The 14128-nt window shown below is 36.4% G+C and carries 11 protein-coding genes; 10 read left to right on the top strand and 1 reads right to left on the bottom strand.

Annotated features, from left to right (window positions below; genetic code table 11):
* Positions 1-244: 244 nt before the first annotated feature.
* The 3 genes from BCR21_RS05605 to BCR21_RS05595 all read left to right on the top strand — a co-directional run bounded on the left by BCR21_RS05605 (position 245) and on the right by BCR21_RS05595 (position 4445).
* Complete coding sequence (locus BCR21_RS05605; RefSeq protein ID WP_069645493.1) at positions 245-2449, top strand: hypothetical protein; 2205 nt, start codon at positions 245-247, stop codon at positions 2447-2449.
* A 62-nt stretch (positions 2450-2511) separates the two neighbouring features.
* On the top strand, positions 2512-3249 hold the full coding sequence (locus BCR21_RS05600) for a WxL domain-containing protein (RefSeq protein WP_069645492.1): 738 nt from the start codon (positions 2512-2514) through the stop codon (positions 3247-3249).
* Positions 3250-3377: 128 nt separating this feature from the next.
* Positions 3378-4445, top strand: coding sequence for a WxLIP family cell surface protein (locus BCR21_RS05595; protein WP_069645491.1), 1068 nt, complete (start codon positions 3378-3380; stop codon positions 4443-4445).
* A gap of 50 nt (positions 4446-4495) precedes the next feature.
* On the opposite strand, the gene BCR21_RS05590 is transcribed toward BCR21_RS05595, so the two are convergent.
* Positions 4496-5077: a YdcF family protein gene (locus tag BCR21_RS05590; RefSeq protein WP_069645490.1), complete on the bottom strand. Its 582-nt coding sequence runs from the start codon at positions 5075-5077 to the stop codon at positions 4496-4498.
* Positions 5078-5236: 159 nt separating this feature from the next.
* Between BCR21_RS05590 and BCR21_RS05585 the strand changes: the two genes are divergently transcribed.
* The 7 genes from BCR21_RS05585 to BCR21_RS05555 all read left to right on the top strand — a co-directional run bounded on the left by BCR21_RS05585 (position 5237) and on the right by BCR21_RS05555 (position 14100).
* Positions 5237-6088 carry an aminoglycoside 6-adenylyltransferase gene (locus tag BCR21_RS05585; protein ID WP_069645489.1) on the top strand — a complete coding sequence of 284 codons (852 nt, stop codon included), beginning with the start codon at positions 5237-5239 and terminating at the stop codon, positions 6086-6088.
* A gap of 423 nt (positions 6089-6511) precedes the next feature.
* Positions 6512-7984, top strand: a complete 1473-nt coding sequence (locus BCR21_RS05580; protein WP_069645488.1) for a L,D-transpeptidase family protein — start codon at positions 6512-6514, stop codon at positions 7982-7984.
* Positions 7985-8041: 57 nt separating this feature from the next.
* On the top strand, positions 8042-8536 hold the full coding sequence (locus BCR21_RS05575) for an NUDIX hydrolase (protein ID WP_069645487.1): 495 nt from the start codon (positions 8042-8044) through the stop codon (positions 8534-8536).
* Positions 8537-8570: 34 nt separating this feature from the next.
* On the top strand, positions 8571-9164 hold the full coding sequence (locus BCR21_RS05570) for a class I SAM-dependent methyltransferase (protein ID WP_069645486.1): 594 nt from the start codon (positions 8571-8573) through the stop codon (positions 9162-9164).
* Positions 9165-9223: 59 nt separating this feature from the next.
* The gene (locus tag BCR21_RS05565) at positions 9224-9403 is read left to right on the top strand and encodes a 2-hydroxymuconate tautomerase (RefSeq protein WP_069645485.1); all 180 of its coding nucleotides are present in this window, start codon (positions 9224-9226) and stop codon (positions 9401-9403) included.
* A gap of 485 nt (positions 9404-9888) precedes the next feature.
* Positions 9889-11829 (top strand): threonine--tRNA ligase, encoded by a 1941-nt coding sequence (gene thrS / locus BCR21_RS05560; protein WP_069645484.1) that lies wholly within the window; start codon positions 9889-9891, stop codon positions 11827-11829.
* A gap of 153 nt (positions 11830-11982) precedes the next feature.
* On the top strand, positions 11983-14100 hold the full coding sequence (locus tag BCR21_RS05555; RefSeq protein ID WP_069645483.1) for a penicillin-binding transpeptidase domain-containing protein: 2118 nt from the start codon (positions 11983-11985) through the stop codon (positions 14098-14100).
* The last annotated feature ends 28 nt before the right edge of the window (positions 14101-14128 follow it).

The following is a 14128-nucleotide window of genomic DNA, read 5'->3' as shown; positions in this document are numbered from 1 at the left end:
TATATATAACTTTCAACAGAGAAGTAATTTAGGTTTTATTGCTCACTATTTTTAAATGATTCACTATAAAACAACAATCGTAAATATTTTACTTTATTATATCCGCAGTATATTATCAATATAACGAAAGAATTTTTGTTCCTTTTTTTCGAATGGAATATTTTTTTAATTATATTTTTTTATTATTTGACAGTATTGAATGCTGAATCTACTAAATAATCGCTAGTCAATGGGGGGCCTCAGTGTGAAACGTAAATGGTTATTTCTATTTTTAGTAGGATTGATGTTGTGCGTGTTACAGATCGATGGGTATCACGTTTTTGCAGAAGATGAAATAGTGAATGAACAAGTTGTGATGGGTGATGAACAACCTGAGATGATAAGAGATGCTCAAGAACGTTTGGTTACTGTGGGGTCAGGTGCCCTTAGCGGAACTTACGCAACTGGCAGTACTGGACAATCAATTATCACAATGACGTATACTTATACACCTACACTAGATCTATCCTTAGGTGGACAACCTATAATCATGCTTCAGTTACCCGCTGAAATAGCGAATCAGATCAATGGCAGTACAGCAAAGCAACAGAGTTTTTTATCACTACTTACAGGAACAGCTACGCTTCCAGCTGCACTCGTTGGCAGTAGATCTTATGATATTCACGATACTACACATGGATTTTCTTTGGCGTATAGTAGTACTTATAATTCAGTATATGTCACATTTCCTACTAACACTGTAAGCCTGTTAGGCCTTAGCCGTTGGGCAGTTAATTTTAGTTTTGACGTAGCAGCTTTGTACCAAAAAGGTATCACGATTCCCCCTGCAAGCAATGGTTTGAACTATCCTATCAAAGGTGTTTTTGGGTCATCAACGGATGGCTTGAATATTATAAATTTAGTCTTAGGAAATGTTTCACAGTCAGGTGTTATTGCATTGCCCTCAATGTCGATAGGGACAGGTGTTCCTAATGTCACAGCACCTATTTTAAATAGCCCACTGCTAAATTTACAATCGACTGTGAGCGGTAAAATCCAACAAACTCAAAATAGTGCTTATACTTATACTGTTCAATTGACTATTACGCGTTCTGACGGAACATCTGCTCCGATAATAATTAGTAGTATACCGGTGGATGCATCTGGAAATTTCAGCACAGTTTTAGCTTCAGCATTGCAATATGGTGATAGTGTTTCAGCACTTATTATTGCGCAATCAAAGACAACAAGTAATTATATTCAAAGCCCATCTTCTGCTACACAAGCTGTGAGTTGGCCAATCCAACCAGTAACATCTAGCCTAGCAACGCCTGGATCTACTCAACTTTCGGGGACTGCCGCACAAACAATTGCAGGAACTTACCAAGTAGCCCTACAAATAAATGCAGGAACGATATATACTACGCCACTAAATGCAAATGGTAGTTTTCAGTTTTCCAATTTGCCGATGTTTAATGGTGGAGAAACGGTCAGTTTATCGGTTCAAGGATTAAGTAACCGAACTGGTTTGGTTTTAGTGAGGAGCACAAGTTACAATCAAACGATTCCCTATTTAACACCAGCAATTTCAGTTGTACAGACGATTGAAAGACTGAATGCACAAGGTAATTGGGAAGTAGGTTCTTCGGTTGTTACAGGACAAACAATTCGTTATACGCTAACAACAACGTTGACTAATCAGCCCTCAACTTGGAGTCAGCAGCTGTTAAAAGCGTATGTTCCAAATGGAATAACACAACTAAGTCCAGTAACGTTGACTAGAACCTCAAATACAGGTGTACAGACACCAGTCTTAGGAACGCAGCTTTTAACAGACTCTAATTTAAATATGCAGTATTGGTATTATCAAAATACTCTTCCTATAAATAATTTTACGCAACCGAATACGAGTTTTAAACTGCAGTATACAGGAGTGGTCGCTCAAAATATGACCGGACAATCGTTGCCTTTTTCTAGTGTTGTTGGCGGAGCAGATGGTGGCAACACAGCTATTACGCCACAAAACAATGCAAATTCGATCTCAGTAGGCGATGGCACGTTACGCTTTGTTCAATCTCCCCAACAAATTTCGTTTAAAAGTATACCTGTGCCGACCAAAACAACGACGTATAGTCCAAGTATAGTAGATACTTCGTTGATTGTAGCAGACGGTCGAGTAGCAAAAAGTCAATGGCACTTGCTTGTTAGAGAAAATTTGCCAATGAAATCCACAACAACAAACAAAACAATCAATCAAGCATTTGTTTATCGAAAAAATGGTCAAGATAAGCCAATAACGGCCATTGCTTCAGAAGCGTATGCGTACACTTCTCCTAATAATAATAATGTCGTTATTTCTTGGAATCAGCAAAATGGTGTGTTTTTAAATCTTACTCCTAGTGTAAATATTAATGTAAATGAATCGTATACCGCACAACTACAATGGATATTATCAGACGCTCCTTTATAATCTGGGTTTTGCTTCTTAAAAAAATAAGAAGTTAAAATAAAAATGGAAAGAAGGAAGTTAACATGAAAAAGATCATAGGTTCTTTGTCTACAGTTGCTGTACTTATTTCGTTTGGTTATTTTGGAGGAGCAGTTGGAGAAGCAGTTAATGTGGGGGCTTTAACGTCAAATGCAGATATTAGTTTCTCTCAAGATACAACTATAACACCACCCGTTAATCCAACAGATCCTACTTCGCCCGTTACTCCTAACCCAGGTGACCCGCATCAACCGGGAACTGGAGGACCATTGAGTTTGGATTATGTATCTAATTTTCATTTTGGTACTAAAGTGATTCAAACCGCAGATGCAACGTATTATGCTCAGCTGGATCAAGTTCAAAATTCACTTTCTACTTTGATCAGTGTTCCTAACTATGTTCAAGTAACGGATAAACGTGGCTTGAATCTTGGCTGGAAACTTACTGTTAAGCAAAATGGTCAATTTCAAACAGCTGATAGCACACCTGCTGTGTTGACGAATGCTCAAATGAGTTTAGTGGCTGCAACTCCAAACTCTACTGAATTGATCGCGCTAGCACCGATAACGGTTCCTGTAGCACTAGATCCTACCGGTGCAGCTTCTTCTCCCGTGGCTACGGCGGCACTTTCTACAGGGATGGGAACTTGGACACTAGCATTTGGATCAGGAGCCGGAGCAGCGCAAGGGGTAAAATTGACCGTGCCTAATGCAACAACAAAAGTTGCAAATGATCAATATAAGACGACACTGACTTGGACATTGAATGATAGTCCACTGTAATAGATAAGTTATCTGATTTTAGGATTTAGCATAACGTGATTATATAGTTAATATACTGAAAAGAACCTGCTTTTATGAATAGTGTTCTTTTCAGTATAATTATAAGTTATTATAAAGGAGCCTTAACTATGAATAAGAAGTTATCGACGTTTTTATTTGCTATTATTTTTTTATTGTTCTCATTCACTATCGGATCAGTCGGCCATGCTAGTGAAATCGATTTCAGTGTTAAAGCAATTTTGCCAGAGAACCAGCGCAGTAAAGAAATCAGTTATTTTGATTTAAGAGTAGTGCCAGGTGAGACTCAGACACTTAACGTAGAGCTAACAAATGATACAGACAAAGATATTACCGTTTATGCTTCAGCAAATGCCGCGATCACAAATGATAACGGTGTTGTTGATTATTCTTATAACGATACAAAAAAGGATGCGTCAGCAACATTTACATTTAGTGAAATTGCTTCGATCCCTAAAGAGATCATTCTGCCAAAAAAATCAAATAAAATCGTTGGATGCGTTATAAAACTTCCAAAAGATTCTTTTGATGGCTATGTTTTAGGAGGTCTTTATTTTGAGCAAAAAGAAGCGAAAGAATCAAAAAGTGAAGGCGCTTTAGCAGTTGGTAATCGTTTTTCTTATGTTGTGGGAGTATTGCTAAGCGAGACAGACAAGGAAGTCAAGCCAGAATTAGCGTTAAATGAAGTCAAAGCGACACAATTAAATGGCAATAATGCAGTTATTATGAATATTCAAGATAAAAAAGCTGCAATGATCAAAAAACTACAAGTGGATGCTAAACTTTACTTTGAAGATGAGACAAAACCTCGTTATGAAAACCATCAAGAATCCTTAACGATGGCGCCAAACACGAATTTTAATTACAAAATCGATTTAAATAACCAACCATTTGTTGCGGGAAATTATACCGTTAAGATCAAAGCAAATGATGGGCATAAAGATTGGACTTGGGAAAGAAAATTCGAAATAAAAGAAAAAGAGGCAAAAAAATACAATGCAACTGCTACCAATTTACCTCCTGATCAGAAAAATCAATTTCCGTGGACGGTTGTTGTTGGGATAGGAGCAGTGATTCTAGTAGTAATTTTAGGGATCACTTATTATTTTAACCAAAAAATGAAAAAAGAGCAGAAAAAATATGAAGATCTAAAAAAGACCCTAGATAAACCTGAATAAGGAAGATTTATCTAGGGGGCAACAAATTTGAACAAAAATCTTATTTAAACTCAATGATCAAAAAGCAAACCATACCCTAGAGCAACGATCTCCCTAACATATGTTTTAAATCTAGCAGAAGACTTAGAAACTGCCGGAAGTCCGCTGATTTCAGAAATCCCCAGCCGTTTTGCTAATAACTTTGAGCGGTACATATGAAAGTCACTTGTAACAATCACTGTATTTCCTAGCGCTTGTTTTTCTTGGGCATTTTGAATATTTTCTTTGGTGCGGGTAGAGGTGTCTTCAGTCAAGATTTGTTTTTGTGAAATCCCGTGAACTCTTAAATATTCCGCCATCACATTGGCTTCGCTATCAGGTTCATCAGATCCTTTCCCCCCGCAAACGATTGCTGTCGCAGTTGGATGCTCTTTTAAATATGGAATTGCTGCATCTAGTCTTTCTTTTAAAACTGTGCTTGGATAGGCATTGTCTTTTGAAGTGCCTTTTACTTGTGCCCCTAAAATAAGTACAGTATCAGGTGCTGCTGTTGGCTGATCTTTTGTTCCGCTTAAGATTAGAAAAAGAACGAGACCTGCATAAATAATTCCTACCCCTATAATAATCAACATAATTCGTTTCACCCATTTCATAACACCACAACCTTTCCTATCTAGTGTAGTAGATAAACAAATTGAATAGTACTTGTGGTTTCTTTTTTTAAAGTTTTTTTAACGTTTTTAAGAGAAAGTATAACATAGCAGACGAACTTGTCTTATACTCTAGGTAAGACGAAAAAGTGGAGGGGTACTATGAGAACCGAAGAAGAAATGTTTCGCTTGATTTTAGATACAGCCAAAAACGATCCTAAGGTACTAGCTGTCGGGATGAACGGTTCACGGACAAATAAACAAGTACCAAAAGATTCATTTCAGGATTATGATATTGTTTATATTGTGGAATCTTTAGACGCATTTGTCAAAGACCAGTCGTGGATCGATCGATTTGGACCTCGTTTAATTATGCAGACACCAGAAGATATGGTGTTGTTTCCGCCAACAAGAAACGGAAGATTTACTTATTTAATGTTATTTGAAGATGGCAATCGAATCGATTTGACTCTTTGCCCAAAAGAGCAGGCGAATACTTGGAATGAAGGAGATCGTTTAGCTGAGATTTTATTGGATAAAGAGCAATTGTTACCTAAATTAACGGAAGCTACAGATCAAGATTATTGGGTGAAACGTCCTAGTCAGGCAGAATTTTTAGATTGTTGTAATGAATTCTGGTGGGTCAGCACGTATGTTGTCAAAGGATTATGTCGTAATGAACTGTTTTATGCGGCAGATCATTTAAATGAAAACTGTCGAAAAGAACTTTTACGCTTACTTTCTTGGCAAGTTGGAGCAGATCACGACTACCATTTCAGTGTAGGGAAAAATTACAAATACTTGCCTGATTATTTGACAAATGAACAATATGAAGCGGTCTTAAAAACGATGGATGTTTCTAGTATTTCTTTAGCTTGGTCTGCATTAATCACATTACAAAAGCAGTTTGATGATTATGCTTGGAACTTTTCACAAAAAAACGGTTTGGTTTATGATCGAAAAACGGCTGAAAAAGTCATGAAATATACAATGAATTTTAATGATAGTCATTAATTTGAGTAGATCTTTTAGAGAAACCGAGCGAGGATTGGGGCGGAATTTTAAGTTTATTGTAAATAAATTAGAATTTCAGCAAAGATATTGTCAAATAGTCTTTTTTCCTCTCCCTTATGTGTGGTAGAATGATAAGTGCACTGTATCGAATTTTGATGGGTGTTACTTCCTGTTTATCAGAAAAAAGTAGAATTTAGCATTTATACATAAAAAACATGAATTTTTTCTCATATGTAAGCAAATTAATTGAAGATTGAGGGAAAGTTAACTAAACTAGCTTTAAAATAAAATTATCAATAAGAATGAATAGAAAAATTTTAAGACAATCAGAGGGAGACGTACTTCCTTTTATTTTATTTCTGAAACAGGAAAAGCATTGAATCAAAGTAAGCATATAAATCATAAAAAAAGGAAGATAGCTCAATGGAAAACGAAGAAGCAGTTAGCCGCTCAGAAAAAAACACAAGGGCACCTAAAAATAATAATCACTCAAATAATAAAAAGAAGAAATGGTTAGTCCCAGTAGTCGGTTTGCTGATTTGTTTAGCATTAGTATTTACTGGCGGGCTTGCCTATTTCCAATCACACTTCTTTATCACTGCGAAGGCAAATGGTGTTGATATCAGTTTATTGAACGCAAAAGATGCGAAAAAGAAACTAGAAGAACTGAATAAAGCTGAATCTGTTGTGATCAAAGTGAATGACAAAGAAGAAAAAATTGAATTACCTGAAAAATATGAAATCACAGAAGAGTATTTAAAACAAAATATTGGGGATCGTTCAATCAAATTACCAATCAATGAAGATTATAAAACAGAATTGAAAAACAAATTAAACGAGCTTACTTTTGAACAAGGAACGCCAAGTCAAGATGCTCGAATCGAAAAAGTTGATGGTAATTATCAAATCGTACCAGAACAAGTTGGGACGGCTGTCGATAAAGAAGCTTTGATGAATCAAGTATTAAAGGATGTTGACGCCAATAAAGGCAATTATGTCTATGATGTAAAAGAGTTTTATCACAAACCAGCAGTTACCAAAGATGACAAAGGCCTGCAAGAAAAACTAACGGTATTATCGAAAAAAGAAAATAAAGCGATCACGCTTGACATCAATGGCGAAAAGTTACCTCTTACTAAGGAAGAAATCCAATCATTTATTGATGAAAGTGGAAATGTTGATCCAAATAAAGTCTACGCTTGGGTAGAGCAAACAAATCAAAAATATGGTTCTATTTTCAAACCGATCATTTTTAAAAATGTTCATGGTGTAACAACAAAATATAAAAACAATGGCAGTTATGGTTGGGATATCAATATGCCGCAAACAAGAGATTTGATCGTTCAAGCAATCAATAGCGACAAAGATACTGAAGCTGTTACAGTGCCAATTGATGGGGATGTAAATCAATCATCGACAGTTGATAAGGATTATGTAGAAATCGATCTAAACGATCAAAAAATGTACTTCTTTAAAGATGGCGTAAAGGTCGTTGAAACAGACGTAATCACTGGCCGCTATAATAAAGGAACTGCAACCGTTCCTGGCTTCCATACCATTTTGTATAAAGATACAGATACAAAATTAGAAGGTGAAATGCTTGATGGATCAAAATACAGCGTACCAGTAAAATATTGGATGCCGTTGAAGAGTTTCGGCGGTGTGGTGACACAAATTGGAATTCATGATGCAGATTATAAAGCAGAATATTTCGGAAACAAAGAAGCCTACAAAACAAACTTTGGTAGTAATGGTTGTATCAATACACCAGGAGCTGCAGTTGCTCAAATTTTCAATGGCGCTTATGCAGGAATGCCGGTAATCGTTTATGGACATATCTATGATGATGCACCTGGAGAATTCGATAAACCAGTTGATTATGGTGAACCAGCTTAAAAATAAGTAAAAGAAGTCCATTAGGGCTTCTTTTTTAATAAGAAAAGAGTGAGAAAAATGCTTGATATTTATGATGTAAATCATATGAAAACTGGAAAAATAATTCAACGTGGAGAAGCACTCTTAGAAGATGAATTTCAATTAGCAGCATGTATTGTCATATTAAATCATAATAGAGAATTTTTAGTTACACAGAGACATCCTAAAAAGCAAATGGGGCTATATTGGGAAATTCCAGGGGGAGCAGTTGAATCGAATGAAAAAAGTGAAGTAGCAGCTATTCGAGAATTGCATGAAGAAATAGGCATTGCTGTAGAAGTATCTGAACTCGAATTTATTGGCACAACTGTATATGCGCCGTTACATTTACTAATAGATAGCTATTTGATAATTAAAGAGGTTAAGCTGTCTAGGCTAGTACTTCAAGAAGAAGAAGTTATAGCAACTAGATTTATGCACTTTAATGAGATAAAAAAATATAGATTAGAGGGGAAATTCACCCCTTTTGACTATGAAGTTTGTAAAAAGCTGCAGCAAAAAATAACAGATTAAGGTAAGAAGTACTATGAAGAAAAGGGGAAGGCCCATGAATATTTTTGACCGAATTGCACAACACTACGATTCACCAAAACAATTAGAGTTGGCAAGTATTATCACAAAAGGAATCCAGACAGAATTAGGTGATACAACAGGTAAAACTGGACTAGATTATGGCTGTGGTACAGGATTGATTGGTCTACAAATTTCAGATGAATTTGAGGAAATGCTATTTGTCGATCCATCTAAAGAAATGATCCACGTTGTTGACCAAAAAATCGCGCAAATGAATCGAATAAATGTAAAAACAGTAGTGGGGAGTTTTTCTAACGAAGATACGCTGAATATAAAAGCTGACCTGATCATTGTTTCTTTAGTTCTCTTACATGTTCCTGATACACTGGATATTTTGAAGTCATTATATCAAGCATTAAATCCAAAAGGACATATTTTAGTTGTCGATTTTGATAAAAATGAAAACATCAATCATGAGAAAGTTCATAATGGCTTTTCTCAGCTTGAGTTAAAAACACAACTTGAAAAAATCGGATTTAAATCGATCTCTAGCCGAACTTTTTATCACGGTCAGAATATATTTATGAACCAAGATGCGTCTATGTTTATTTTGAATGCTGAAAAATAAATAGATTGTTTAAACAGTGGTATCATTGAAGTATAAAAAAAATGAACGGAGGAAAAAGTATGCCATTTATTCACGTTGAATTAATTGAAGGACGAAGTGAAGAGCAACTGACAAACATGGTCAAAGAAATCACAAAAGTTGTATCTAGAAATACAGGAGCTCCTCAAGAGAATATCCATGTTATCGTAAACGAGATGAAAAAAGATCGTTATGCGCAAGGCGGTCAATGGAAAAAGTAATAATTTATAAGAAATGCTTGCTTTTTATTTGAAGAAGTGTTTAAATTAACTCATAAATGATTGATGAGAAAGACAACTGAACTTGCAAGCAGTCTTTTAGAGAGGAAAATCTTGGCTGAAAATTTTCCAGACCTGCACAAGGAATGACCACTTTTTCCAACCTTTGTTGAAACAAAGGCGGCCGTACCGTTAACACGCTTGAGGAACATAGCTGTTTGCTGTGTTTAAAAATAGGTGGAACCACGAACTTTTCGTCCTAGTATCTGATTTAATTCGGATACTAGGACTTTTTGTTGTGAATCACTATGCTGCGTTTCGATCGCATCAAACTCTAAGAATTGAAGGACTACGACTGGATTCGCCAGAGTAGATGATGAACAATACAAGGCGAGCAACGGGAGAGAAGTTACCATACTAGTGAATCACCACCTACAAGCAAGTAGAAGTTTTTTTCAATCATAATTTACTAAAGGAGGAAACAAAAAATGTCAATCAATATTACTTTTCCAGATGGCGCAGTCAAAGAATTTGAGGCTGGTTCGTCAACATTAGACATCGCTAAAAGTATCAGTAACAGTTTAGCTAAAAAAGCATTAGCAGGGAAATTCAATGGCACATTAATAGATTTAGATCGTCCAATCGAAGAAGATGGAAATATCGAAATTGTGACACCAGATCATGAGGATGCACTAGGTATTTTACGTCATTCATCCGCTCACTTAATGGCTAATGCATTACGTCGTTTATTCCCAAAAATCAAATTCGGTGTTGGTCCAGCCATTGATTCTGGTTTTTACTATGATACTGATAATGGTGAAAATCCGATAACAGCAGAAGATTTACCAGCGATTGAAGCAGAAATGATGAAAATCGTAAAAGAAAACAACCCAATCGTCCGTAAAGTTGTTACTAAGAGTGAAGCGCTAGAATTATTTGCAGATGATCCTTACAAAGTTGAATTGATTTCAGAACTTCCAGAAGATGAAGTTATCACTGTATATGATCAAGGTGATTTCGTTGATTTATGTCGTGGTGTCCATGTCCCTTCAACTGGTCGTATTCAAGTATTCCAATTATTATCAGTAGCTGGTGCGTATTGGAGAGGAAATTCCAACAATCAAATGATGCAACGTATTTACGGAACAGCCTTTTTCGATAAAAAAGACTTAAAAGAATTTATCAAAATGCGTGAAGAAGCGAAAGAACGTGATCACCGTAAATTAGGGAAAGAGCTTGATTTATTTATGCTTAACCCAGATGTAGGTTCAGGATTACCATTCTGGTTACCTAAAGGTGCGACAATTCGCCGTACGATCGAGCGTTATATTACAGATAAAGAAATCAGCTTAGGGTATCAACATGTGTATACACCAATCATGGCCAACGTTGAGTTTTATAAGAGATCTGGACACTGGGATCACTATCATGAAGACATGTTCCCACCAATGGATATGGGAGATGGTGAAATGTTAGTCCTTCGTCCAATGAACTGTCCACACCATATGATGGTTTATAAAAATGATATCCACAGTTACCGTGAATTACCAATTAGAATAGCAGAACTCGGTATGATGCACCGTTATGAAAAATCTGGGGCTCTATCTGGGTTACAACGTGTGCGTGAAATGACATTGAATGATGGGCATACATTTGTTCGTCCAGATCAAATCAAAGAAGAATTCTTACGTACATTGAAATTAATGGTTGAAGTTTACGCTGATTTTGATGTGACAGATTATCGTTTCCGTTTAAGCTTAAGAGATCCTAACAACAAAGAGAAATACTTTGACGATGATGCAATGTGGGAAAGATCTCAAACAATGATCAAAGAAGCAGCAGATGAAGCGGGTATCGATTATTTTGAAGCAGAAGGTGAAGCAGCCTTTTACGGTCCTAAGCTTGATGTTCAAGTGAAAACAGCATTAGGAATGGAAGAAACACTTTCTACAATTCAAATCGACGCACTATTACCAGAACGTTTTGATCTGACTTACGTCGGTGAAGATGGTGAAAATACACACCGTCCATTGGTTATCCACAGAGGAATCGTTTCGACTATGGAACGCTTTGTTGCATACTTAACTGAAGTGTACAAAGGCGCTTTCCCAACTTGGTTGGCACCGATCCAAGCGACAATTATTCCAGTGTCGGTTGACGCTCATTCTGATTATGCGTATGAAGTAAAAAAACGTCTGCAAGAACAAGGTTTACGCATTGAAGTAGATGATCGTAATGAGAAAATGGGTTACAAGATCCGTGCCTCTCAAACACAAAAAATTCCTTATCAAATCGTGGTTGGGGATAAAGAGATGGATGATGCAACTGTTAATATCCGCCGTTATGGCAGCAAAGAAACAGAAGTCATCGATTTAAATATCTTTGTCGACAGTATGGTCGCTGATGTAGCGAATTATAGTAGAAGATAATTAAAAAAAATGGACAAGGCGATCATGCTTTGTCCATTTTTATTCAGTAAAAATTAAATATTTTCTTAGTAAGAGGATTCCCTCTATTTTTTTTTGCATTTTTTCGTTACAATAGAGAAGCGAGACTTTTCTCATATGGAGGATTAAGGATAAATGAAAAAAATGAGCTTTTTAGATAAATTAAAAAAAGAGAATGAAGAACCAATGACACAAAAGAGTAAAAAATCACATATACCGTTCCGCTTGAACTTATTGTTTTTTGTGATTTTTGGATTGTTTGTTGCATTGATTGTTCGATTAGGTTATTTACAAATCGCTGAAGGACAGCAATATGCAAAAAAAGCTGAGGAGAACTCAACTTTAAAAATCAAAAGCAGTGCACCAAGAGGACAGATTTATGATGCAAAAGGCAATTTACTTGCTGGAAACAAAGCTAATCTAGCCATTACTTATACACGTGGTAAAAAGGTTCAGACAAAAGACCTTGTACCGATCGCAAATAAAGTCAATGACTTGATCCATGTACCAGCAGATGAATTGACAGAGCGAGATAAAAAAGATTTTTGGTTAGCGACCCCTGAAAATCTAAAAGCTGCTCAAAAACGGTTGACTGATGCAGACAAAGTTGACGAAAAAGGCAATAAGATCACAGATGAAGGAACGTTGTATGTTAAAACCGTGGAAAAAGTAACACCAGAAGAAATCAATTTTGATGGGCATACGTTACAAGCTGCTACAATTTTTAAACGAATGAACTCAGTTGGAGAGCTTAATACAGCGTTTATCAAAAATGAAGGGGTCACTCAGGATGAAATCGCAATAATTGGTGAAAATACTTCAGAAATCGCTGGAGTTTCTACTGGAATGGACTGGGATCGAGATTATCCGAGTGATACAGATCTTAGGAGTCTTCTAGGGAAAGTATCTTCTCAAAAAGCTGGTTTACCAGCAGAAGAAGCCGATGAATATATTGCTAAAGGCTATGAACTAAATGATCGTGTTGGGACTAGTTACTTAGAGAAACAATACGAAGACATTCTTCAAGGACATAAAGCAATCTCAGAAGTAACGTTAGACAGTAAAGGGAAAATTGTTACCCAAACACCTGTATCAGAAGGTAAAAAAGGTGAGAATCTAAAATTAACGATCGATATGGCTTTTCAAGCGAAAATCGAAGAAGTTGTTCGAGATCAGTATCAACAATTATTGGCAACAGGAAATGCCGCTTATTCAGATGGTGCCTACGTTGTTGTCATGAATCCTAAAACAGGTGCGGTGATGGCAATGGTTGCGTTAGATCGTGATCCAGCTACAAATGAGTTGACATCTAACCCACTAGCTACGATCAATAAAGCTTTTGAACCTGGTTCGGTAGTAAAAGGAGCCACGATATCAGCAGGATATGAACAAGGCGTGATTACTGGTAATGATGTGTTGATAGATGAGCCTTTACAAATTTTTGGAAGTGAGCAGAAATCGTCTGTTTTTAATAAAATTCCAGGAAATCAAATTCCACTTAGCGCCGAACAAGCATTAGAGTATTCATCCAATGCATATATGATGAAGTTAGTATTAAAAATGATGAAGACTGACTATCAATACAATATGCAGTTGCCATATCAAACGGGAGATCCAACCTTGTTTAATGTTTTGCGTAAAACATTTGGTGAGTATGGTATGGGTGTTTCAACAGGAATTGATTTACCTGGTGAGGAAACTGGACTTTCAAATAAAGCTTTTGATTCAGATGCAGCGCCAATGCCAGGACATTTACTCGATTTATCTTTCGGTCAGTATGATACCTATACAGCAATGCAGCTGGCACAATATGCTTCAACTGTAGCGAATGGTGGTACTCGTTTTGCGCCACATGTGGTTGAAGGAATTTATGATAACAAGTCAGATGGTTCACTTGGTGATTTAAAAGAGGAATTAAAACCGAAAGAATTGAATAAAGTGGATATCAGTACAGAACAAATGCAAATCATTCAAAATGGGTTTTATGATGTTGTACACGGAAATGGCGTCTTTACGACAGGAAAATATATGCAAGGTGCAGCACTTGATATTGCCGCTAAAACGGGTACTGCCGAAACCAATGTAGGGGAGCACGTTACAGTTAACAGTAACGTAGTAGCTTATGCACCTTATAATGACCCTGAGATCGCTGTGAGTGTCGTATTGCCTCACTTAACCAGTGAAAGTACTAGACCAAACCAATCAATGGTTACAGCAATCGTTAATGCCTATGCTGAATACAAAGCTCAATAATATTTGTAAAGTAGTTTTCCTTTACAAA

This window comes from Enterococcus ureasiticus, assembly GCF_001730285.1.
Taxonomy (GTDB): Bacteria; Bacillota; Bacilli; order Lactobacillales; family Enterococcaceae; genus Enterococcus_L; species Enterococcus_L ureasiticus.
Note: the sequence above shows the minus strand (reverse complement) of the source record. Positions and strands in the feature narration are given on the sequence as shown.

Excerpts from the sequence above, each read along its gene's own strand:
- BCR21_RS05600 (WP_069645492.1), top strand. The coding sequence starts at position 2,512 with ATGAAAAAGATCATAGGTTCTTTGTCTACAGTTGCTGTACTTATTTCG.
- BCR21_RS05595 (WP_069645491.1), top strand. The coding sequence starts at position 3,378 with ATGAATAAGAAGTTATCGACGTTTTTATTTGCTATTATTTTTTTATTG.
- BCR21_RS05590 (WP_069645490.1), bottom strand. The coding sequence starts at position 5,077 with ATGAAATGGGTGAAACGAATTATGTTGATTATTATAGGGGTAGGAATT.
- BCR21_RS05585 (WP_069645489.1), top strand. The coding sequence starts at position 5,237 with ATGAGAACCGAAGAAGAAATGTTTCGCTTGATTTTAGATACAGCCAAA.
- BCR21_RS05580 (WP_069645488.1), top strand. The coding sequence starts at position 6,512 with ATGGAAAACGAAGAAGCAGTTAGCCGCTCAGAAAAAAACACAAGGGCA.
- BCR21_RS05575 (WP_069645487.1), top strand. The coding sequence starts at position 8,042 with ATGCTTGATATTTATGATGTAAATCATATGAAAACTGGAAAAATAATT.
- BCR21_RS05570 (WP_069645486.1), top strand. The coding sequence starts at position 8,571 with ATGAATATTTTTGACCGAATTGCACAACACTACGATTCACCAAAACAA.
- BCR21_RS05565 (WP_069645485.1), top strand. The coding sequence starts at position 9,224 with ATGCCATTTATTCACGTTGAATTAATTGAAGGACGAAGTGAAGAGCAA.
- thrS (WP_069645484.1), top strand. The coding sequence starts at position 9,889 with ATGTCAATCAATATTACTTTTCCAGATGGCGCAGTCAAAGAATTTGAG.
- BCR21_RS05555 (WP_069645483.1), top strand. The coding sequence starts at position 11,983 with ATGAAAAAAATGAGCTTTTTAGATAAATTAAAAAAAGAGAATGAAGAA.